At 70.3% G+C, this 21,063-nt stretch carries 18 protein-coding genes and 1 tRNA gene; 11 read left to right on the forward strand and 8 right to left on the reverse strand.

What is annotated here, in order from left to right:
- Positions 1-129 precede the first annotated feature (129 nt).
- Entirely contained in the window at positions 130-1,032 is a 903-nt protein-coding gene (locus tag AB0K12_RS24080; RefSeq protein WP_364565238.1) for a 4-(cytidine 5'-diphospho)-2-C-methyl-D-erythritol kinase, read from the forward strand.
- Between the two features lie 101 nt (positions 1,033-1,133).
- Here AB0K12_RS24080 and AB0K12_RS24085 read toward each other — a convergent pair whose 3' ends face one another.
- Positions 1,134-3,371, reverse strand: coding sequence for an Orn/Lys/Arg decarboxylase N-terminal domain-containing protein (locus AB0K12_RS24085; RefSeq protein WP_364565242.1), 2,238 nt, complete (start codon positions 3,369-3,371; stop codon positions 1,134-1,136).
- 159 nt (positions 3,372-3,530) lie between these two features.
- Between AB0K12_RS24085 and AB0K12_RS24090 the strand changes: the two genes are divergently transcribed.
- Positions 3,531-5,345 carry an ABC-F family ATP-binding cassette domain-containing protein gene (locus AB0K12_RS24090; protein ID WP_364565244.1) on the forward strand — a complete coding sequence of 605 codons (1,815 nt, stop codon included), beginning with the start codon at positions 3,531-3,533 and terminating at the stop codon, positions 5,343-5,345.
- Between the two features lie 33 nt (positions 5,346-5,378).
- Here the strand turns inward: AB0K12_RS24090 and AB0K12_RS24095 are convergent, their stop codons facing one another.
- The 3 genes from AB0K12_RS24095 to AB0K12_RS24105 all read right to left on the reverse strand — a co-directional run bounded on the left by AB0K12_RS24095 (position 5,379) and on the right by AB0K12_RS24105 (position 7,218).
- On the reverse strand, positions 5,379-6,314 hold the full coding sequence (locus AB0K12_RS24095) for a hypothetical protein (RefSeq protein ID WP_364565246.1): 936 nt from the start codon (positions 6,312-6,314) through the stop codon (positions 5,379-5,381).
- A complete protein-coding gene (locus AB0K12_RS24100) occupies positions 6,311-6,643 on the reverse strand; it encodes a helix-turn-helix transcriptional regulator (protein WP_364565249.1) in 333 nt (110 codons plus the stop codon). Before AB0K12_RS24100 ends, AB0K12_RS24095 begins: the two co-directional genes overlap by 4 nt.
- A gap of 68 nt (positions 6,644-6,711) precedes the next feature.
- Positions 6,712-7,218, reverse strand: coding sequence for a MarR family transcriptional regulator (locus AB0K12_RS24105; RefSeq protein WP_364371741.1), 507 nt, complete (start codon positions 7,216-7,218; stop codon positions 6,712-6,714).
- An 81-nt stretch (positions 7,219-7,299) separates the two neighbouring features.
- Between AB0K12_RS24105 and AB0K12_RS24110 the strand changes: the two genes are divergently transcribed.
- Positions 7,300-8,046: a trans-aconitate 2-methyltransferase gene (locus AB0K12_RS24110; protein ID WP_364565252.1), complete on the forward strand. Its 747-nt coding sequence runs from the start codon at positions 7,300-7,302 to the stop codon at positions 8,044-8,046.
- A 63-nt stretch (positions 8,047-8,109) separates the two neighbouring features.
- A complete protein-coding gene (locus tag AB0K12_RS24115; RefSeq protein ID WP_364565255.1) occupies positions 8,110-9,582 on the forward strand; it encodes a CYTH and CHAD domain-containing protein in 1,473 nt (490 codons plus the stop codon).
- A gap of 3 nt (positions 9,583-9,585) precedes the next feature.
- Here the strand turns inward: AB0K12_RS24115 and AB0K12_RS24120 are convergent, their stop codons facing one another.
- The 4 genes from AB0K12_RS24120 to AB0K12_RS24135 all read right to left on the reverse strand — a co-directional run bounded on the left by AB0K12_RS24120 (position 9,586) and on the right by AB0K12_RS24135 (position 14,472).
- Positions 9,586-10,425, reverse strand: a complete 840-nt coding sequence (locus AB0K12_RS24120; RefSeq protein ID WP_364565258.1) for an NUDIX hydrolase — start codon at positions 10,423-10,425, stop codon at positions 9,586-9,588.
- Positions 10,415-12,475: an RNA degradosome polyphosphate kinase gene (locus AB0K12_RS24125; protein ID WP_364565261.1), complete on the reverse strand. Its 2,061-nt coding sequence runs from the start codon at positions 12,473-12,475 to the stop codon at positions 10,415-10,417. Before AB0K12_RS24125 ends, AB0K12_RS24120 begins: the two co-directional genes overlap by 11 nt.
- Positions 12,476-12,593: 118 nt before the next feature.
- Positions 12,594-13,457 (reverse strand): TetR/AcrR family transcriptional regulator, encoded by an 864-nt coding sequence (locus AB0K12_RS24130; RefSeq protein ID WP_364565264.1) that lies wholly within the window; start codon positions 13,455-13,457, stop codon positions 12,594-12,596.
- A 76-nt stretch (positions 13,458-13,533) separates the two neighbouring features.
- Positions 13,534-14,472, reverse strand: coding sequence for an acyl-CoA desaturase (locus AB0K12_RS24135; protein ID WP_364565267.1), 939 nt, complete (start codon positions 14,470-14,472; stop codon positions 13,534-13,536).
- 252 nt (positions 14,473-14,724) lie between these two features.
- Here AB0K12_RS24135 and AB0K12_RS24140 point away from each other — a divergent pair.
- From AB0K12_RS24140 to AB0K12_RS24170, 7 genes are all read left to right on the forward strand, one after another.
- Positions 14,725-14,796 (forward strand) — tRNA-Gln (locus AB0K12_RS24140).
- Between the two features lie 141 nt (positions 14,797-14,937).
- Positions 14,938-16,386 carry a bifunctional UDP-N-acetylglucosamine diphosphorylase/glucosamine-1-phosphate N-acetyltransferase GlmU gene (gene glmU, locus AB0K12_RS24145; protein WP_364565270.1) on the forward strand — a complete coding sequence of 483 codons (1,449 nt, stop codon included), beginning with the start codon at positions 14,938-14,940 and terminating at the stop codon, positions 16,384-16,386.
- The gene (locus AB0K12_RS24150) at positions 16,383-17,360 is read left to right on the forward strand and encodes a ribose-phosphate diphosphokinase (RefSeq protein ID WP_364565272.1); all 978 of its coding nucleotides are present in this window, start codon (positions 16,383-16,385) and stop codon (positions 17,358-17,360) included. Before glmU ends, AB0K12_RS24150 begins: the two co-directional genes overlap by 4 nt.
- A gap of 101 nt (positions 17,361-17,461) precedes the next feature.
- Entirely contained in the window at positions 17,462-18,073 is a 612-nt protein-coding gene (locus AB0K12_RS24155; RefSeq protein WP_364565275.1) for a 50S ribosomal protein L25/general stress protein Ctc, read from the forward strand.
- A gap of 67 nt (positions 18,074-18,140) precedes the next feature.
- Positions 18,141-18,725 (forward strand): aminoacyl-tRNA hydrolase, encoded by a 585-nt coding sequence (pth, locus tag AB0K12_RS24160; protein WP_364565278.1) that lies wholly within the window; start codon positions 18,141-18,143, stop codon positions 18,723-18,725.
- A 108-nt stretch (positions 18,726-18,833) separates the two neighbouring features.
- Positions 18,834-20,273 carry a sugar transferase gene (locus AB0K12_RS24165; protein WP_364565281.1) on the forward strand — a complete coding sequence of 480 codons (1,440 nt, stop codon included), beginning with the start codon at positions 18,834-18,836 and terminating at the stop codon, positions 20,271-20,273.
- Positions 20,273-21,052 (forward strand): 3'(2'),5'-bisphosphate nucleotidase CysQ, encoded by a 780-nt coding sequence (locus AB0K12_RS24170; protein WP_364565284.1) that lies wholly within the window; start codon positions 20,273-20,275, stop codon positions 21,050-21,052. The genes AB0K12_RS24165 and AB0K12_RS24170 overlap by 1 nt, the downstream gene beginning before the upstream one ends.
- Positions 21,053-21,063: the final 11 nt, after the last annotated feature.

Below are 21,063 nucleotides of genomic sequence, written 5' to 3' on the forward strand. Positions count from 1 at the left end.
CTTGACTCTCTGTGGTGAGGAGGCGGCAGAGGTCGGCGTCATATTTCGAGAACCGCATGTCAGGGCTCCGTGCCCCGATAACATCGAGTGTCCTTGACCCCGGCAAGTAATGAGAGTGGCAGAAGATCGATGAGTTCGGTGACCGTACGTGTGCCCGCGAAGGTCAACGTGCAGCTTTCTGTCGGCCCGCTCAGGGAAGATGGCTACCACGACCTGGTCAACGTCTTCCACGCCGTGTCGATCTTCGATGAGGTGGTGGCCAAGGAGTCGGAGGGGATCACCGTCCAGGTGAACGGCAAGTGGTCCGACCAGGTGCCGACTGACGACAGCAACCTCGCCATCCGAGCCGCTCGCGCCCTCGCCAAACACGCCGGTCGCAGCTACGGCGCCGAACTCGTCATCCACAAGAGCATCCCCGTCGCGGGCGGCATGGCGGGCGGCAGCGCCGACGCGGCGGGCGCGCTGGTCGCCTGCAACGAGCTCTGGGGTCTGGGGCTGCCCATGGACGATCTCATGGAGATCGCCGGTGACCTCGGCAGCGACGTCCCGTTCTCGCTGATCGGCGGCACGGCGGTCGGCACCGGGCGCGGTGAGCAGCTGAGCGAGCTGCCTACCGGGGGCACGTTCCACTGGGTGTTCGCGCCGGCCAATGGGGGTCTGTCGACGGCCAGCGTGTACGCCGAGTGCGACCGGCTCCGGGCGGCCTCCAGCGCCGAGGTGCCGTGGCCCACGCTCAATGACTCCCTCATGGAGGCGCTCGGCACCGGCGACGCGTACGCGCTCGGCACCCACCTGAGCAACGACCTCCAGCCCGCCGCGCTCAATCTCCGCCCCGAGCTCGCCCCCACGCTCGAGTCCGGCCGCCAGCACGGCGCCCTGGGTGCGATCGTCTCGGGCTCGGGCCCGACGTGCGCGTTCCTCGCCATCGACGCCACCCACGCCCGCGACCTCGCCCACAGCCTGACGACGACGGGCGCCGCCCACACCGCCGTCGCCGCCCACGGCCCCGTTCACGGCGCGACCTTGATCTGACCCGCCTGACCCGGCCCCGCGTTCCGGCCCCGCGTGATCCGGTCTCGTGTAGGTCCGGCGCCGCATGACCCGACCCTGCGTGGTCTGATCCGCGTGGGCGGTCAGTGCTTGAGGACCTCTATCCAGTAGCGGCCGTCGGTGTCGCGATGAGCGCCGTGGATGTCGGTGGCCAGGTCGGGGAAGGTCCGGTCGAAGTCCTCCAGGACGCGCAGGTAGGTCAGCAGCGGCCCGTCGGCGGGACCGGTCGCCTCGCCGGGCATCAGCATGGGGATGCCCGGTGGAGTGACGACCACCGGGGCCGCGGCGACCCGGCCCGGCAGGCGGCTCAGCGGGACGCGTTCGGTGCGCGACCGGATCATGGCCTGGTAGCAGTCGGCCGGCGTGGTCACGGGCTCGGGCAGGAAGGTGAAGACCTGGTCGAGGAGCTTTCCGACCTCGCAGTCGCGCAGCTTGCCGTGGACCAGGGTGCAGAGCTCGCGCAGTGAGATCGCGGACGGGCCGAAGCCCGGCAGAACCTCCGACAGGGGGAGGCCGGCGTCGTAGGCGTTCTTGAAGTCGGTGAGGGCGTCGATCAGAGTGCCCCACTTGCCCTTGGTGATCCCCATCGAGAACAGCACCAGCAACGTGTGGTCGCCGGTCTTCTCCACCACGATGCCGCGTCGTTGCAGGTAGGCGGCCACGACACGGGCCGGGATGCCCCAGTCGAGCGTGCCGGTGGCGGCATCGGCGCCCGGACAGGTGATCGTCACTTTGATCGGGTCGAGCAGGCAGTAGCCCTCGGACATGCCGTCGAACCCGTGCCAGCCGGCGCCCGGCTCCAGCGTCCAGCATCGGGGCTCCGAGCACAGCAGGGCCGGGTCGGCGTCGGCGAACGGGACGGTGCTCCCGGTGCGCGGATCGGTGACGACGGGAGGCTGCCACACGCCGAAGAACCAGCAGGGCCGCGTGCCGTCGTCGCGGATGCGAGCGGCCAGGCGCGTCATCGCCTGCCGGAACCTGACGGCCTCGGTGATCGCTTCCCCGGTGAGGAACGCTCCCGACGGGCCGTCCATCATCGCCGCTGCGACGTCGAGCGAGGCGATCATCGGGTAGAGCGGCGACGTGGAGGCGTGCATGAGGTAGGTCTCGTTGAGCGCGTCGTAGTCGACCGGCGCCCGCTCCGAGGAGCGGACGTGCAGCATCGCGGCCTGCGACAGCGCCGCCAGCAGTTTGTGCGTCGACTGGGTGGCGAACACGGTGGGACGGCCGGGACCGGGCAGCGTGTGCTCGTCGACGGCCATGCCGTAGCGGCCGGCATAGAGCGGGTTGAACCGGGCGTAGGCGAACCACGCCTCGTCGAAGTGCAGGCGAGGCACGCCGGCGCCCAGCAGCTCGCCGACTCGCACCGCGTCGTAGCACACACCGTCGTACGTCGAGTTGGTGATCACCGCGTAGGTCGGGTCGCCGGAGGCGAGGGGATGGGCGGCCACCTGGGCCCTGATCGCGGCCGCCGCCAGCGCGGCGGGCGGGATCGGGCCGGCCAGCCCCAGCCCGTTGCGCTCGGGCACGAGGTAGACCGGGCGGGCGCCGCTGATGGCGAGCGCGTGCTGGACCGACTTGTGGCAGTTGCGGTCCACGAGGACGGTGTCGTCGCGGGCGATGGCGTGGTGTCCGACGATGCGGTTGGCCGTGGAGTTGCCGTTGACCACGAAGAACGTGCGGTCGGCGCCGAAGACGCGGGCGGCGTTGCGCTCGGCTTCGCCGATGGGACCGGTGTGGTCGAGGGGCGAGCCCAGTTCGGTGACCGAGATGGACAGGTCGGTGCGCAGCAGCCGTTCGCCGTAGAAGTCGAAGAATGCCCGGCCCACAGGCGATTTGAGGAACGCCACGCCCCCGGCGTGCGCCGGGGTGTGCCAGGAGTAGTGATGATGGTCCTGCAGACGGCGGAGCGCGCCGAAGAAGGGCGGGAGGATCTTCTCGGCGTACTGGTCGGCGGCGTGGGCGATGCGCCCGGCGATGAACCGCGGGGTGTCCTCCAGCGGATAGACGTAGCCGTGGATGACCTCGTAGACCCACAGCGGAAGCTCCTGCTCCTGCGCCATCAGGAAGACGGGCAACCCGCGGAACCGTTTGGCGACCGCGCCCAGCAGGTGTTCGGCGCCGGGCGCGTCCCATGAGGCCAGCACCGCCGTGAGCGACGCGTCCGATCCGATCACCGCCAGGGCGTCGTGGTCGCGGTGGGTCCAGCGTACGGGGAGTCCGAGCTCGTCCATCGCGGCGCAGACACGGCGGAGCTGCTCGGCGAGCGCCGAGTCGGCATCGGGACGTTCGGTGACGGCGACCAGAACCGTTCGCTCCATGCGGCACTCCGTGATCGGGGGGAAGCCGGGGAAGGTCACACCGGTCACTCATGATGGTAACGCCGGGAAGCCGAATGGCAACGGTGTGTAAGGGCCAGGTTGGGGCCGGACGAGGAGGAAGCGAGGAGACGGGCGGGAAGCCGATACTCTGGGAAGGCCATGAATCTGGTCAATCTCGAGTCCGTCTCCCACGCCTACGGCCCCAAGCCGCTCCTCGCCGACGTCTCGCTCGGCGTCGAGGCCGGCGATCGCATCGGTGTCGTCGGCCGCAACGGCGGCGGCAAGACGACGCTGCTGTCGCTGCTGGCGGGCACCGTACGCCCCGACAGCGGCCGCGTCACCCACAACCGCGGCCTGCGCGTCGGCTGGCTGTCGCAGCAGGACACCCTCGACCCGGCGAGCACCGTGCGCGAGACGGTCCTCGGCGGGCTGGCGGAGCACGAGTGGGCGGGCGACCAGCGCGTACGCGAGATCCTCACCAACCTGATCGGCGACCTCGACCTCGGCTCCAGGACGGGCGACCTGTCGGGCGGCGAGCGCAGGCGTACGGCGCTGGCCAAGCTGCTCATCGACGACCATGACCTGATCATGCTCGACGAGCCCACCAACCACCTCGACATCGAGGCGATCGCGTGGCTGGCCGGGCACCTGGCCGACCGCAAGAGCGCGCTGGTGGTCGTGACGCACGACCGGTGGTTCCTCGACGCGGTCTCGACCCGTACGTGGGAGGTCGTGGACGGCCGGGTCGAGCGCTACGAGGGCGGATACGCGGCGTACGTCCTGGCGAAGGCCGAGCGGGCCCGCATCGCGCAGGCCGCAGAGGAGCGCCGCCAAAACCTCATGCGCAAGGAGATCGCCTGGCTGCGGCGCGGCCCGCCTGCCCGTACGTCCAAGCCGAAGTTCCGCATCGAGGCCGCCCAGGCGCTGATCGCGAACGAGCCGCCGCCGCGCGAGACCGTCGAGCTGATGCGCTTCGCGGCGGCCCGGCTCGGCAAGACCGTCTACGACCTCGAAGACGTCACCCTCCACGCCGGCGGTCCCGGTGCGGGCCCGCTCGTGCTCGACCACCTGACGTGGCAGTTCGGGCCGGGTGACCGGATCGGGCTGATCGGGGTGAACGGGTCCGGCAAGTCGTCGGTGCTGCGCCTGCTCGCCGACACGATCAAGCCCGACTCGGGGCGGGTGGTCAGGGGCAAGACCGTCCGCCTCGCGCACCTGTCGCAGGAGCTGGCCGAGGTCGATCCGACGCGGCGCGTGCTGGAGTCGGTGGAGGAGATCCGCAAATATCTCCAGGTCGGCAAGCGCGAGTGGACCGCGTCCCAGCTGCTCGAACGCCTCGGCTTCCGTGGCGAGGCGCAGTGGAAGGTGGTCGGCGACCTGTCCGGCGGCGAGCGGCGGCGGCTGCAGCTGCTGCGGCTGCTGATGGACGACCCCAACGTGCTGCTGCTCGACGAGCCCACCAACGACCTCGACATCGAGACCCTCAACGAGCTCGAAGACCTGCTGGACGCCTGGCCCGGCACGCTGATCCTGGTCAGCCACGACCGCTACTTCCTAGAGCGGGTCACCGACAAGTGCGTGGCGCTGCTGGGCGACGGCAAGCTGTCGCTGCTGCCGGGCGGGGTGGACGAATACCTCGAACGCCGCGCCGCCGGCACGGCCGTGACCGCCCGCCTCGGACTGGGCGCCCCAACGGCGGCCCCCGAGCCGGCCGCCCCGCAGCCGAGCGCCCCGAGTGCGCCGGGCGGGCTGTCGGCCAAGGAGGAACGCGAACTCCGCAAGGAGCTCAACCGCCTCGAACGGCAGCTCGACAAGCTCAGCGACCAGGAGTCGCGGCTGCACGCCGCCATGGCGGAAGCGGCCAGCGACTACGCCAAGCTGGGCTCACTCGACGCCGAACTCCGCGAGATCGCAGCCCAGAAGGAAGCGGTGGAGGCGGAGTGGCTCGATATGGCTGACCGCCTGGGCGACTGAGACCACGCAGAAACGCGGGCCCCCGCCCGCCTCTTAGGCGGGGGCCCGCCTTCGGGAACTGCCCAGCCAGGCCGCAGCGGTGAAGGCCAGGGCTGTGCAGCCGAGTTGTGCGAGGGCCGTTGAGGTGGGGACGAACGGCAGGTCGCCGAGGTCGCCCAGGGCCGCCGCGGGCACGAACAGCAGCAGCGCCGCTCGCCGTCCCACGGCGGAGCGGCACGCGTACCCGGCCGCCAGCGCGAGCACCACCAGCCACGGCACCGGCTTCCACGACGTGAGGACGTGGTCGGCGATCGCGTCCACCCAGCGCGCCCGCACGATGGCCTTGCTGACGATGAGCCCCACCAGGGCGAGCGCCCCCCACAGCAGGAGGGCGCGCCAGGGGACCATCCGGAGCGCCCGGTGGGTCGCCGGCAGGAAGGCGATGGCCAGCGCCACCATCTCGGCCAGCACAAGCAGGCCGTAGTTTGGGAAGAGCAGGCGGTCCAGGGCCAACTCAGGAACCGGTAGCGGGCCGGCCTGATACAGCGCGAACGCGACCACGCCGAGCACCGCGATCCACCGGCGGCCGGACAGCACGGCCAGCGCGGGCAGGGCCGCGAGCAGGGCAGGTGCGGTCAGGAGCCAGATCGAGCGCGGTTCCGCCAGGAAGGCCGTGCCCCAGCGCAGGGATTCCGCGAACCGCAGCGACACTGTCGCCACCTCGGCGACCACCATCAGCAACGGCCACAGCGCCACGGCGGCGGCCAGCCCGTCGCGCCAGGCGCTCGCCGAGCCAGGCCCGAAGGCCCGCCAGGCGTGCATCCGCACCGCGCCCCGCAGCAGATCGGCCACGTCGGCCAGGTCGGGACGGGTCTGTCCTGGGCGTGCCCCCGCCAGCAGCACTCCCACCATCTCCGCCTCGTGCCGCGCCCGGTGGTCGTGGGGGTAGCAGGCGAGCAGCCGTCGGTAGTGGGCTTCCAACGGGCTCATGCCGGCCCTCCTGCGCCGATGACGCGCAGGCGTTGGGTGGCCGCTGCGGCGTGCCTGCGCAGCCGTTCTGCCTCGGCCGCCAACCTCGTCACGCCGTCGCCGGTCAGCCGGTAGTAGCGGCGTACCCGGCCGTCCACGATCTCCTCCCGGTCCTCGGCGATCAGGCCCTCTGCCTGGAGCCGGTCGAAGGCGGCGTACAGGGTGCCGGCGCGCAGGCGGACCTGGCCGTCGGAGATGCGCTCCACGTCGGTGATGACGCCGTATCCGTGCTGTGGCCCGGCGGCCAGCGCGGTCAGGATGAGGAAGGTCGGCTCCTGCATCTGTCTCATGCGATCAATATATATCGATCATCTGATTATGAAGGGCGGCCGGTCCGAGGGGCTCGGTGCGCGAAGGGTCAGAGGGGGGAGTCGAAGGGGGTGAGGAGGGTGCGGAGGAGGGCGGCGAGAGTGCGTTGGTCGGCGGGGCCGAGGCCCGAGAGGAGTTCCCGTTCACGCCGCAACAGGTCGGAGAACGCGGCGTCCACCCGCGCCAGCCCCGTCTCCGTCAGTGAGACGAGCACGCCGCGCCGGTCCTCGGGATCGGGGCGGCGGCGTACGAGACCGGCCTGCGCGAGGCGGTCGATGCGGTTGGTCATGGTGCCCGACGTCACCAACGTGGCTCGCAGCAGGGCGCCGGGGCTCAGCTCGTACGGCTTGCCGGCCCGCCGCAGCGCGGTCAGCACGTCGAACTCCCACGGCTCCAGATCGTGCTCGGCGAACGCGGCCCGCCTGGCACGGTCGAGATGCTTGGCCAGTCGTGACACCCTTGAGAGCACCTGGAGCGGCTCGACGTCGAGGTCGGGGCGCTCCGTCCGCCACGCCGCGACGAGGCGATCGACCTCGTCTCTAGCATCCTCCGTCATGACACACAAGTGTACTGTCTTGACATCGAGATATATCTCTCGATATCAATTATCTTCATGTCAAGAGATATCTGGGACCCCGTGACATACGCGGTCTACGCGGACGAGCGGTCGCGGCCGTTCATCGAGCTGATCTCCAGAGTGGGGGCGGTCGAGCCCGATTATGTCGTGGACGCGGGCTGCGGCAGCGGTGAACTCACCGTCGAGCTGGCCAGTCGCTGGCCCAATGCGACGATCGAGGGCTTCGACTCCTCGCCTGCGATGATCGGCAAGGCCAGGAAGCTGGGGTCGGACGTCAGGTTCCAGGTCGCCGACGCCTCCACCTGGCGCCCCGACCGGCCCGTGGACGTGATCGTCTCCAACGCGCTGCTGCAGTGGGTGCCCGACCACCACGCGGTGCTGGAGCACTGGATGGAGGAGCTGGCCCCGGGCGGCTGGCTGGCCTTCCAGGTGCCGGGCAACTTCGACGCGCCCAGCCACGTCGCCATCCGCGAGCTGTGCGACTCGCGCGCCTGGTCCGACCGGCTCGGCGGCTTCACGCGGGGCACGCCGGTGAGCGAGCCGCTGGAATACGTCGACCTGCTCAACCAGGGCGGCTCGATGGTGGACGCCTGGGAGACGACGTACGTGCACGTGCTGCAGGGCGAGAACCCGGTGCTCGACTGGGTCTCCGGCACCGCCCTGCGCCCGATCCTGGACCGGCTCGACCAGGACGAGCAGCGGCGGTTCAAGCACGACCTGGGCAAACTGCTCGCCGAGGCGTACCCGGCGCGGAGTTACGGGACGCCGTTCCCGTTCCGGCGGATCTTCGTCGTGGTGCAGAAGTGACGAAGCGGCCGCACGGCCCGTGAAATGGCATGATGGTGCGAGACCGGACTTTTGCGAGGTGCGGTGGGCATCGAGATCGAGGACAAGTTCGACGTCTCTCCGGAGTACGAGCTCCCTGACCTCAGCGCTCTGGCCGAGGTCACGGGCCCGGAGAGCCGGCACCTCATTGCCCTTTACTACGACACTCCGGATCTGCGGCTGGCCGCTCGCGGCGTGACGCTGAGGCGGCGGCGCGGCGGCGCCGACGCGGGCTGGCATCTGAAGCTGCCCCAGGCCAGGGGCGTCCGCCAGGAGATCACCCGCCCGCTGACCCGCAAGACGGTCCCGGCCGAGCTGGCCGAGCTGGTCCGCGCCTACACCCGCGGCGCCGAGCTGGTGCCGGTGGCCGAGCTCGACACCCGCAGGAACGTCACCGTGCTGCACGAGGACGGCACCGGGCTCGTGGAGATCGCCGACGACCGCGTCAAGGGCACCGTGCTGGGGGAAGAGCCCAAGGTCGTGCGCTGGCGCGAGGTCGAGGCAGAGCTGCTCGAAAGCGGCACGAAGAAGCTGCTGGCCAAGGTCGGCAAGCGGCTGCGCAAGTCCGGCGCGACCCCGTCGCAGGCAGGCAGCAAGCTGGCGAAACTGCTCGAACCCGCCCCCATCCCCACGGCCGCCACGAAGCCGGGCAGCGCCGGCGAGGTCGTGCTCGCGTACCTGTGCGATCAGGTCCAGGCCCTGCTGGCGCAGGACCCGCGGGTGCGCCGCGCCGAGGAGGACGCCGTGCACCAGATGCGGGTGGCCGCCCGGCGGCTGCGCAGCGCGCTCAAGGCGTTCAGGACCGTGGTGACCGGCACCCGCGCGATCCAGGACGAGCTGCGCCGCCTCGGCGACGTCCTCGGCGAGGCCCGCGACCTGGAGGTGATCAGGGCCAGGTTCACGAAGGAGCTGGACGGCCTCGCGCCCGAGCTGGTCGTCGGCCCCGTCCGCGCCAGACTGGGCGACGACCTGCGAGAACGCGAGCGGCAGGCGTATGGGCGGATCGGGGAGGCGCTCAGCGACGAGCGCTACTACCGGCTCCTCGACGACCTGGACGCCCTGGTCGCCGCCCCGGAGTGGGGCAAGGCGGCGGACAAGCCCGCCCAGGAGGAACTGCTCAAAAGCGCCAGAGCCGCCTGGGAGCGGGTGACCCGCGCGTACGACCGCGCCCAGGCCATCGACGACCCGGGCCGCCGCGAGATCGCCATGCACGACGTGCGTAAGGCCGCCAAACGCGCCCGCTACACCGCAGAAGCCCTCATACCGTGCCTGGGCGCCGGCATGGCCGAGCTCGCCGGGCCGGCGGAGGACGTCCAGGAGGCGCTGGGCGCCTACCAGGACGGCGTGGTCGCCCAGAGGCTGCTGGCCGAGGAGGCCGCGCGCGCCCGAAAGGCAGGCGCGGACACCTTCACCTACGGCCTGCTCATCGGCATCGAACGCGGGGCGGCCGAGCGCGCGCACGCCGGCTTCCCCAAGGTGTGGAAGAAGACCTGCAAGGCGGTCGCGAAGGTGCTGTGACCGTCAGGTCGCGTGCCGCTCGACGGCGACGACCCGCTCGCCGGCCCGGTGCAGCACCGCGAGGCCGCCCTTGGGCAGCCGTACGTCCTGCCCGGCCAGCGCCTGGACGAGGCCGGGCAGCACCTTGCCGTGGCTGCACACGACGGCGTGCGGGGACAGCGCGGCCACCAGCTCAGGCGTCCTGCGCGGGTCCTGGTCCTCCTCGCTGAGCAGCGGATCGACCTCGATCGCGGCCCCGCAGACCCGCGCGTACGGCTGCAGCGTCTGCACGCAGCGGGCACTGGGAGAGCTGAGGAGACGACTGGGCCGGTAGGCGGGCAGCACGGTGGCGAGGACCGCCGCCTGTGCGGCGCCGCGCTCGTCGAGCGGGCGGGCCTCGTCGTCACCGTCCCACTCGTCGCGCGAGCCCGCCGAACCGTGCCGGACGAGCACGAGCGGCACGGTGTCGAGCGGCGCGTCACCGAGTGAGCGCAGCAGCGCGACATCCCACGTGTACGACAGCAGCCTCTCCGCCTCCTCCACCGGCACCCAGCGCAGCTCGTCGACCTCGTCATCAGGCATCGACCCGGCGTCATCGGCCACCCGCCCCGCCCAGTAGTCGACCCGCTTGAGCCGCCCGGAGCTGCGGTAGTGGACGGGCGGCAGCGGCCGGCCGAGCACGACGGTCAGCCCGGTCTCCTCGCGCACCTCGCGCAGGGCGGCGGCGACGACGTGCTCGCCAGGATGGAGCTTGCCCTTGGGGAACGTCCAGTCCGCGTAGCGCGGCCGGTGCACGACGGCCACCTCGGACGAGCCGCGCAGGATCACCGCACCCGCCGCCCTGATGAGGTCGTCAGTCGTCAACGGTCCTCCAGCGGCGCGTGCCGATGAGGTGGCTCTGCAGGTCCGCGCCGGGGTGGTGGGTCCAGGTGCCGTCGGAGTTGAGCCACCAGGTGCTGGTCTCCTCGTCCATGGCCCGGTCCATCAGCTCCATCAGGTACGCCTTGTGCTGCTGCGAGGTCACCTTGACCAGGGCCTCGACGCGGCGGTCGAGGTTGCGGCGCATGATGTCGGCGCTGCCGATCCACACCTCGGGACGGCGGCCGAGGCCGAACTCGTAGACGCGGGAGTGCTCCAGGAAGCGCCCCAGGACCGAGCGGACCCTGATGTTCTCCGACAGGTCGGGGATGCCGGGTCGCAGGGTGCAGATGCCGCGTACCCAGATGTCCACCTGCACGCCCGCCCTGGACGCCCGGTAGAGCGCGTCGATGAGCGGCTCGTCCACCATCGAGTTCGTCTTGATGCGGATCCGCGCGGGCCGCCCGGCCTGCTGGTGGGCGATCTCCCGCTCGATCCTGGCCATCAGGCCGCTGCGCATGGAGTGAGGCGCGACCAGCAGCCGCCGGTAGGCGGAGTGGTGGGAGTAGCCGGTCAGGTGGATGAACAGGTCGGTGACGTCCTCGCCGACCAGCGGGTCCGCGGTCAGCAGGCCGAAGTCCTCGTACTGGCGGGCGGTCTTGGGGTTGTAGTTGCCGGTGCCGATGTGGCAGTAGCGGCGCAGCTCGCCCGAAGCCTCCTGGCGGACGACGAGGGCCAGCTTGCAGTGGGTCTTCAGGCCGACCACGCCGTAGACGACGTGGCAGCCGGCGCGTTCGAGCTTGCGCGCCCAGGAGATGTTGGCGTGCTCGTCGAAGCGGGCCTTGATCTCGACGACGACCACGACCTGCTTGCCGGCCTCGGCGGCGTCGATGAGGGCGTTGACGATGGGGGAGTCGCCGCTGGTGCGGTAGAGGGTCTGCTTGATCGCCAGCACCCTGGGGTCCTCGGCGGCGACCTCGATGAAGCGCTGCACGCTGGTGGCGAAGGAGTCGTACGGGTGGTGCAGCAGCACGTCGCGCTCGCGCAGGATCGCGAAGATGTCGTCCTCGGCGTTGATCACCTCGGCCGGCACGAACGGCCGGTAGCACAGCTCGCCCCGGTCGAGGTCGGCGATGGCGTGCAGGCCCGACAGGTCGAGCGGGCCCGGCAGCCGGTAGACCTCGTGCGGGGCCAGCTCCAGCTCCTCGATGAGCGGCGCCAGCACCTCGGGCGTGATGCTCTCCTCGACCTCCAGCCGCACGGGCGGCCCGAAGCGCCGCTTGAGCAGCTCCTTCTCCAGGGCCTGCATGAGGTTCTCGGTGACGTCCTCGTCCACGTCGAGGTCCTCGTTCCTGGTGACGCGGAAGACGTGGTGCTGGAGGATCTCCATGCCCTTGAAGAGCTGCCCGAGGTGCGCGGCGATGACATCTTCAAGGGGGACGAAACGGTCTTTGGACGCGGGGACGAACCTGGGCAGCTGCGACGGCACCTTGACCCGGGCGAACACCGTGTGGTTCGTCGCCGGATTGCGCACCAGGACGGCGAGGTTGAGGCTGAGCCCGGAGATGTAGGGGAACGGGTGCGCGGGGTCCACGGCCAGCGGCGTCAGCACCGGCCTGATGCGCTCCCTGAACAGCTTGCGCAGCTCCGTACGCTCCTCGCGCCCGAGATCCGCCCAGCGCACGATCTCGATGCCCTCGGCGGCGAGCTGCGGGCGGATCTGCCGGTGATAGGCCTCCGCGTGCCGCCTGGCCAGCCCGTCGGCCACCGCGGCGATCTTGATCAGCTCTTCCTGCGGCTTGAGCCCGCTCTTGGTCCGCAACAGCAGGCCGGTCGCCATCCGCCGCTTCATCCCGGCCACCCGGACGCGGAAGAACTCGTCGAGGTTGCTCGCGAAGATCGCGAGGAAGCGGACGCGTTCGAGCAGCGGCAGCGAGGGGTCCTCGGCGAGTGCGAGCACCCGCTCGTTGAACTGGAGCCAGCTCTCCTCGCGGTTGAGGAACCGCTCCTGCGGGAGGGGCAGGTCATGGACGGACGGGAACGGTTCCGCGGACATATGGCGTATGTTGCCCCGTTCGGTTGAACAGCACGTTAACGTCGCCGCAACGGCTCACCCCAGAGGGTCGGTGCAGCTCCACACCATCGTCACCCCGAGTGCCCGCGCCGTTCAAGGCTCACTCCGGATGATCTACCTGCTCCAGCCGCGCCGCACGCTCGGCCAGCCGCGCCTCCCGCTGACGGATCTTCTCCTCCCGCTCGCGGGCCTTCTCCGCCTCCTTCAGCAGCCGCTCGCGCTCCTTCAGCTCGCGTACGCGGGCCTTCTCGGCCTCCTTGAGCTCCCGCTGGCGGATCTTCTCCGCCTCCTTGAGCTCCTTCTCGCGGGCCTTCTCCAGCTCGCGCAGCTCCTTCTCGCTGGCCGCGCGCGGCTTGGCCGCCAGGGCGCGCCCCGAGACGGTGAGCGACGGGTTGGGGTCGAGCGCGGTCAGGCCGTTCCAGGCCAGGTTGACCAGGTGGGCCGCGACCTCCTCGCGACCCGGCTTGCGCACGTCGAGCCACCACTGCCCGGTCAGCGCCACCATGCCGACCAGCATCTGCGCGTACATGGGGGCCAGCTTGGGGTCGTAGCCCCTGGCCGCGAACTCGTCGGCCAGCACGTCCTCGACCTGACTCGCGATCTCACTGATCAGGCTGGCGAACGTGCCGGTGCCCGACGCGGCGTGGGAGTCGCGGACCAGGATGCGGAAACCCTCGCTGCTCTCCTCGATGTAGCGGAGCAGGGCCAGCGCGGCCCGCTCCAGCTTCACCAGGGAGTGCGCGGCCGACAGCGCCTCGGTGATCATGCCGAGGAGCTGTCGCATCTCGCGGTCCACGACGACCGCGTAGACGCCTTCCTTGCCACCGAAATGCTCGTACACCACGGGCTTCGACACCTGTGCGGTAGCTGCGATCTCTTCGATAGAGGTCCCGTCGAACCCCTTCTCCGCGAAGAGGGTGCGGCTGATGCGGATCAGCTGCTCTCTTCGCTCGCTACCGGACATGCGCCTGCGAGATCGGGGTTCGGTCACGGTTCCCATAATGACGGCCACGGCTGTGCCGCCGCTCATCGGCTGATCGTCAGGCAATGCGCTTCGCCGCCAGACGCTCAGGCGTCGGCCAGCGGACGTCGTACACCCAGCCCAGCTTCTCGAAGATGCGGATGAGGCCGGCGCTCAGGTCGATCTGGCCCTTGAGCGCGCCGTGACGGGCGCAGGTCGGGTCGCTGTGGTGCAGGTTGTGCCAGGACTCGCCGAAGGAAGGGATGGCCAGCCACCACACGTTGCGCGACTTGTCGCGTACCTGGAAGTCCTCCTCGCCGAAGACGTGGCAGATCGAGTTGATCGACCAGGTGACGTGGTGCAGCAGGCCGATGCGGACGAGCGAGCCCCAGAACAGCGCGGTCAGTCCGCCCTGCCAGGACCAGGTGAACAGCATGCCCAGCACGCCGGGCAGCAGGATCGAGGTGAGCGCGAGGGCGCCGAACCACTTGTGCAGCTTGAGGACGTCATCGTCCTTGCACAGGTCGGGGGCGTACTTCTCCCTGTTGGTCCGCTCGCTCTCGAACAGCCAGCCCATGTGGGCGTAGAGCAGGCCCTTGGCCATGTTCTTGAAGCCGGGGCCGAAGCGCCACGGCGAGTGCGGGTCGCCCTCCTTGTCGGAGAACTTGTGGTGCTTGCGGTGGGTGGCCACCCAGTCGAGCACCGACATCTCCAGCGACAGGCTGCCCGCGATGCCCATCGCGATCTTCAGCGGCCGCTTGGCCTTGAAGGAGCCGTGCGTGAAGTAGCGATGCAGGCCGACGGTGACGCCGAGACCGGAGACCACGTAGAAGACGAAGGCGATGGCGATGTCCGTCCAGCCGAGTCCCCATCCCCATGCGAACGGCACGGCCGCGGCGATCGCGACGAGAGGCAGGCCGACCACCAGGCCGAAGGTGACGAGTTCCGACTTTGACTTGGGTTCTGGTTCGAACTCCGGCTTGGGGGCAGGGGTGGAGCGCTCGGCGACAACGGTCATTGGCTACCTCCAACGACATGTATGAGATTGAATGTCCGGGCTACGCAACCGTAACCTACGCCAGCGTAGGTTCGGAAGAGCTAAGCCCGTAATGTCGATAACGTGAAGCGGAGCCGGACGAGTCGCGGAGGATCCGTGTCTTGCGCCCCTCCCGGGGCTCTGTTATGGGGCGGACGAGAGGGGAATACGGGCGCGCGGCGGCACGTGGGGTCGGTATCGTAGGGGAGTGCCGGACATCACGTGTCCGATCTGTCCCGGATCGTCTAATCGGCAGGACAAGTGGTTTTGGTCCACTTTGTAGGGGTTCGAGTCCTCTTCCGGGAGCCTTGAGGTGCTCCCCCCGGAGAGAAGTTCGGGGGGAGGCCAGGTATCCTCACGGTGTCGGGGGGGTAGCTGCACAATGTGCAGCGGTGCGGTTGACGTACCGAACGCCCTGATCCGTCCAGTCACAGGGAGCCTCAGTCCGTGAGTGTGCCGCGCCCGGCAGCCGTCATCGTCCTCGCCGCCGGCGAGGGCACCCGGATGAAGAGCCAGACCCCGAAAGTCCTGCACGAGCTGTGCGGCCGCGCGCTGGTCGACCACATGCTCGGCGCCGCCCGCGACCTCGGCCCTGAGCGGCTCATCGTGGTCATCGGCCACGCGCTCGAACGGGTCGGCGGCCATCTGTCCGCCACCAGCCCCGACGCGCTCGCCGTCGTCCAGCGTGAGCAGCGCGGCACCGGCCACGCCGTACGCACGGTGCTCGAAGAGGTCGGCACGATCTCCGGCACCGTCCTCGTCACCTACGGCGACGTGCCCCTGCTGCGCACCGAGACCCTGGCGGGGCTGCTCGACCGGCACGCCGCCGAGGGCAACGCGGTCACCGTGCTGACCGCTGAGGTGCCCGACCCGACCGGCTACGGCCGGATCATCCGCGACGACGGCGGCGCCGTGCTGGAGATCGTCGAGGAGAAGGACGCCTCGCCCGAGCAGCGCGCGATCAAGGAGATGAACTCCGGCATCTACGCCTTCGACGGCCTGCTGCTGGCCGACGCCGTCAAGCGCGTCTCCACCGACAACGCCCAGGGCGAGGAATACCTCACCGACGTCCTGTCCATCCTGCGCCGCGACGGCCACCGCGTAGGCGCGTGCGTCGCCGCCGACCACGTCGAGGTCGAGGGCGTCAACGACCGCGTGCAGCTCGCCGCCGCCCGCAAGATCCTCAACCGGCGCCTGCTCGACGCGCACATGCGCGCCGGCGTCACGATCATCGACCCCGACAGCACCTGGGTCGACGTCGGCGTCCGCATCGAGGCCGACGCCGTCGTCCACCCCGGCACCCAGCTCCACGGCGAGACCGTCATCGGCGCCGGCGCCGAGGTCGGGCCCGCCACCACGCTCACCTCCACCGTCGTCGGCGCGGGCGCGGTGGTGCGCAACGCCGTCTGCGACCACGCCGAGATCGGCCCGGAGGCCAACGTCGGCCCCTACGCCTACCTGCGCCCCGGCACCGTGCTCGGGCACAAATCCAAGGCGGGCACCTTCGTGGAGATGAAGAACACCAAGGTCGGCGAACGCTCCAAGGTCCCGCACCTGTCCTACGCGGGCGACGCCACCATCGGCGACGACGTCAACATCGGCGCCTCCACCGTCTTCGTCAACTACGACGGAGTGGAGAAGAACCACACCACAGTGGGCGACGGCGCATTCGTCGGCTGTGACACCATGCTCGTCGCTCCGGTGACGGTCCACGACGGCGCCTACACCGCCGCCGGCTCGACCATCGTCGACGACGTACCCCCCGGTGCCATCGGCGTTGCACGAGCGCGGCAGCGCAACATCGAGAAATGGGTCTTGCGCAGGCGCGCGGGCACGAAGTCGGCCGCGGCCGCCCAGCGGGCGCTGACCGAGCGAGAGCAGGAGAACAGCAAGTGACCAGCATCAAGCAGCCCGGGGAGAAGAACCTCATGCTCTTCTCCGGGCGGGCACACCCGGAGCTGGCCGAGGAGGTCGCCGAGCATGTCGGAGTCTCCCTCACCCCCACCAAACTCATCGACTTCGCCAACGGCGAGATCTACGCCCGCTATCTGGAGTCCGTACGCGGATGTGACGCCTTCGTCATCCAGAGCCACACCGGGCCCATCAACAAGTGGATCATGGAACAGCTCATCATGGTCGACGCGCTCAAGCGGGCATCCGCCAAGCGCATCACCGTGGTCATGCCGTTCTTCGGCTACGCCAGGCAGGACAAGAAGGGCCGCGGCCGCGAGCCGATCACGGCCAGGCTGATGGCCGACCTGTTCAAGACCGCGGGCGCCGACCGGCTCATGTCGATCGACCTGCACACCTCGCAGATCCAGGGCTTCTTCGACGGCCCCGTCGACCACCTGTTCGCCATGCCGGTGCTGGAGAGCTACCTCAAGAACAAGCTCGACCTCGCCAACACCACCGTCGTCTCGCCCGACACCGGCCGCGTGCGCCTGTCGGAGCGCTGGGCCGACACCCTCGGCACGCCGCTGGCGTTCATCCACAAGCGGCGCGACCTCGACGTCGCCAACTCGGTCAAGGTCAACGAGGTCGTCGGCAAGGTGCGCGGGCGCACCTGCGTGCTCATCGACGACATGATCGACACCGCCGGCACCATCTGCAAGGCCGCCGACGCCCTCTACGAGCAGGGCGCCACCAACGTCATCGTGGCGGCCACCCACGCGGTCTTCTCCGACCCGGCCGTCGACCGGCTGAAGAACTCCCGCATCTCCGAGGTCATCGTCACCAACACGCTGCCCCTGTCGCAGGAGAGCCGCTTCGACAAGCTCACCGTGCTGTCGATCGCGCCGCTGATCGCGCGCGCCATCACCGAGATCTTCCAGGACGGCTCGGTCACGAGTCTGTTCGAGGGAGACAGCTGAGCCCCTTAGACTGAACAGGTTGCGCTCGTAACGCCTTCCGCTAGGGCGGGTGAGGGAGAGCGCGCGACCAGCCGTCCACACTCACATCCCTAGGAGATGTCGTGTCTGAAGTACGTATCGCCGCCGAAGAGCGCACCACCTTCGGCAAGGGCGCCGCTCGCAAGATCCGCCGCGCCGACAAGGTGCCCGCCGTTCTCTACGGGCACGGCATCGACCCCAAGCACCTCACCCTGCCCGGCCACGAGGTGCTGCTCGCGCTGCGCACGCCCAACGTGCTGATCCGCCTCCAGGGTGACGGCGTCGACGAGCTGGCGCTGCCCAAGGGCGTCCAGCGCGACCCGATCAAGGGCTTCGTCGAGCACGTCGACCTGCTCCTGGTCCGCCGCGGCGAGAAGGTCACGGTCGAGATCCCGGTCACCACGGTCGGCGACGTGCACTCCGACGGCCTGCTCGACCAGCAGCTCGTCTCCATCGCCGTGGAGGCCGAGGCCACCCACATCCCCACCGGCGTCGAGGTCGACGTCGAGGGCCTGGAGATCGGCACCGTCGTCACCGCCGGGCAGCTGCAGCTCCCGCAGGGCAGCACGCTCGCCGCCGACCCCGAGGCCGTCGTGCTGCAGGTCATCAACAAGCCGGTCGAGGCCGCCGCCGAGGGCGAGGGCGAGGGCGAGGCCGCCGAGGGCGAGGCCGCGGAGGCTCCCGCCGCCGAGTAGCGACGGGTTCATTCGTGAACGGGGCGGCCGGACTCGAGCCGTCCCGTTCCGCTGTGAGGGGACTCTCATGGATCGCTGGCTGATCGCCGGACTGGGCAATCCGGGGCCCGAATACGCGGGCAACCGGCACAACGCGGGCTTCATGGTGCTCGACGAGCTGGCCGCCAGGGCGGGCGGGCGGTTCAAGGCGCACAAGAGCCGGGCCGAGGTGTGCGAGACGCGCGCCGCGGTGCTGGCCAAGCCCCTGACGTACATGAATCTGTCCGGCGGGCCCGTCAAGGCGCTCTGCGACTTCTACAAGATCGGCCCTGAGCGGCTGATCGTCGTGCACGACGAGCTCGACGTGCCCTACGGCGCGCTGCGCGCCAAGCTGGGCGGCGGCGACAACGGCCACAACGGGCTCAAGTCCATCACCAAGGTCCTCGGCACCCGCGACTACCTGCGGGTGCGCTTCGGCATCGGGCGCCCGCCCGGCCGCATGGACCCGGCCTCCTTCGTGCTCAGAGACTTCGCCACCATGGAGCGCAAGGACCTGCCGTTCCTGGTCGACCGGGCCGCCGACGTGGTCGAGTCGCTGATGACCCGCGGCCTCGACGCCACCCAGAACGACTTCCACCGGGCTGATCTCCACATTTCCGGCCCTCCTCGCTGATCGTCTCATTGCTTCGTTCGCCGGTTCCGGGGACGTAGCGCGGCTACGATCGGTCACTGTCCGTTCAGGAGTGGTCACCTGGAGGCACGCGTGCGCGGTGAGGGGCTCATGGCTGTGAGGACCGGCCATGGGGGCTGCTGGGGGAAGGCAGCACCGCGCACGCGCTCCTGGGTGCGTACATATCGGTTGTGGGCGGTGCTGGGCGATTTGTGCGGCGCCGGCCTCGGAGCCGGGGTCGCGTTCGCCGTCAGGTTCGGCGGGCCCACCCCCTACGTCCTTCCCTATCTCCTGGTCTCGCTCGCACTGCCGGTCGTGTGGTGCGGGGCCGTGGCGCTCAACCGGGCGTACGAGCCGCGCATGCTCGGCGACGGCCCCGAGGAGTTCCGCCGGGTCGTCCAGGCCGGCGTGGCGCTGACCGCCGCCACCGCCATCGGCTCCTACGTCACCAAGACCGACGTCGCCCGCGGCTACGTCGTGCTGGCCTTGCCCCTGGTCACCCTGCTCACCCTCGCCGCACGCTACGCGCTGCGCCGCAACCTGCACCGGCGCAGGGCGGCCGGCGCGTGCACGCGCCGCGTGGTCGCCGTCGGCCACGCCGCCTCCGTCGCCGAGCTGGTCCGCCTCTTCCGCAGGGAGCGCCACCACGGCATGCAGGTCGTCGCCGCCTGCCTGCCCGGCGGGCACCACGGGCAGCGCGTCGCCGACGTGGCCGTGGCCGGCGACCTCAGCGACGTGCCGCTCGCGGTCGAGCAGCACGACGCCGACACCGTGGCCGTGCTGGCCTGCCCCGAGATGGACGGGCAGGCGCTGCGCCGGCTGGCCTGGCGGCTGGAGCGCACGCTCACCGAGCTGGTGGTGGCCCCGGCGCTGATGGACGTCGCGGGCCCGCGTACCATGATCAGGCCGGTCGCCGGGATGCCGTTGCTGCACGTCGAGCATCCCGAGCTGGCCGGTGCGCGGCAGCTGGTCAAGAACGTCTTCGACCGCCTGGTGGCGCTCGCGCTGCTGGTGCTGCTCGCGCCGCTGCTGGCCGGGCTGGCGGTGGCCGTACGCGCGACGAGCCCGGGCCCGGCGCTGTTCCGGCAGACCCGGGTGGGCAGGGACGGGAGGCTGTTCACGATCGTGAAGTTCCGTACGATGCGGCGCGGTTCCGAGCAGCAGAAGGTCACTCTCGTCAGCGACCGCGACGGCGTGCTGTTCAAGCTCAGGAACGACCCGCGGGTCACGCCGCTGGGCGCGTTCATGCGCCGCCACTCACTCGACGAGCTGCCTCAGCTCGTCAACGTCGTGTTCGGACACATGTCGCTCGTCGGCCCACGGCCGCCGCTGCCTGAAGAGGTGGCGCGCTACGGTGACGACGTGCGCAGACGACTCCTCGTACGCCCTGGGTTGACCGGGCTGTGGCAGGTCAGTGGCAGATCTGACCTATCGTGGGAGGAATCTGTCCGTCTCGACCTGCGCTATGTGGAGAACTGGTCCCTCATGTTGGACCTCCAGATCCTGTGGAAGACTTGGTCGGCCGTCGCCCGCGGGCAAGGAGCATATTGATGACGATTCGCGACGACCACGCCCTCGCCGCAGACCTGGCGACCGAGGCAGGAGAGCGGCTGCTGCGGGTGCGCGAGCGGGTGGGCTATTCCGACCCCGCCGCGCTGCGCGCCGAGGGCGACAGGTCCTCCCACCTCCATCTCATGGAGTGCCTGGCCCGGCTGCGGCCGTCCGACAGCGTGCTGTCGGAGGAGGCCACCCGCGAGGAGCGGCTCGACCCGCGCAGGCTGAGCGCCGACCGGGTGTGGATCGTCGATCCCCTCGACGGCACCCGCGAGTTCTCCGAGCAGACCCCCGAAGGCGAGGGGCGCGCCGACTGGGCGGTCCACGTGGCGCTGTGGGAGCGCGGGCGGCTCAGCGCCGGCGCCGTGGCGCTGCCGTCCCAGGGCCGTACGCTGACGACCGCCGACCCGCCGAAGCTGCCCACCTACGACAAGGGCCGCTTCCGCATCGCGGTGAGCCGCAGCAGGCCGCCCGAGTTCGTCCAGAAGCTGGCCTACCTCGTCGGCGCCGACCTGGTGCCGATCGGCTCGGCCGGGGCCAAGATCTCCGCGGTGCTGACCGGCGAGGTCGAGGCGTACGTCCACGCCGGCGGCCAATACGAGTGGGACTCCGCCGCGCCGGTCGCCGTCGCGCTGGCCGCGGGGGCCCACGCCAGCCGCATCGACGGCTCCGAGCTGACCTACAACCAAGCCGACCCGTCCCTACCGGATATCCTGGTTTCCCTACCAGAGCTGGCGGCATCCCTGCTCGCCGGCATCCGCGACCTGCACCGCTGACCCGCCGGAGG

The sequence above is a fragment of the Nonomuraea sp. NPDC049419 genome, assembly GCF_040676995.1.
GTDB classification, from domain to species: Bacteria; Actinomycetota; Actinomycetes; order Streptosporangiales; family Streptosporangiaceae; genus Nonomuraea; species Nonomuraea salmonea.

Excerpts from the sequence above, each read along its gene's own strand:
- AB0K12_RS24080 (WP_364565238.1), top strand. The coding sequence starts at position 130 with ATGAGTTCGGTGACCGTACGTGTGCCCGCGAAGGTCAACGTGCAGCTT.
- AB0K12_RS24085 (WP_364565242.1), bottom strand. The coding sequence starts at position 3,371 with ATGGAGCGAACGGTTCTGGTCGCCGTCACCGAACGTCCCGATGCCGAC.
- AB0K12_RS24090 (WP_364565244.1), top strand. The coding sequence starts at position 3,531 with ATGAATCTGGTCAATCTCGAGTCCGTCTCCCACGCCTACGGCCCCAAG.
- AB0K12_RS24095 (WP_364565246.1), bottom strand. The coding sequence starts at position 6,314 with ATGAGCCCGTTGGAAGCCCACTACCGACGGCTGCTCGCCTGCTACCCC.
- AB0K12_RS24100 (WP_364565249.1), bottom strand. The coding sequence starts at position 6,643 with ATGAGACAGATGCAGGAGCCGACCTTCCTCATCCTGACCGCGCTGGCC.
- AB0K12_RS24105 (WP_364371741.1), bottom strand. The coding sequence starts at position 7,218 with ATGACGGAGGATGCTAGAGACGAGGTCGATCGCCTCGTCGCGGCGTGG.
- AB0K12_RS24125 (WP_364565261.1), bottom strand. The coding sequence starts at position 12,475 with ATGTCCGCGGAACCGTTCCCGTCCGTCCATGACCTGCCCCTCCCGCAG.
- AB0K12_RS24130 (WP_364565264.1), bottom strand. The coding sequence starts at position 13,457 with ATGTCCGGTAGCGAGCGAAGAGAGCAGCTGATCCGCATCAGCCGCACC.
- AB0K12_RS24135 (WP_364565267.1), bottom strand. The coding sequence starts at position 14,472 with ATGACCGTTGTCGCCGAGCGCTCCACCCCTGCCCCCAAGCCGGAGTTC.
- pth (WP_364565278.1), top strand. The coding sequence starts at position 18,141 with ATGGATCGCTGGCTGATCGCCGGACTGGGCAATCCGGGGCCCGAATAC.
- AB0K12_RS24165 (WP_364565281.1), top strand. The coding sequence starts at position 18,834 with ATGGCTGTGAGGACCGGCCATGGGGGCTGCTGGGGGAAGGCAGCACCG.
- AB0K12_RS24170 (WP_364565284.1), top strand. The coding sequence starts at position 20,273 with ATGACGATTCGCGACGACCACGCCCTCGCCGCAGACCTGGCGACCGAG.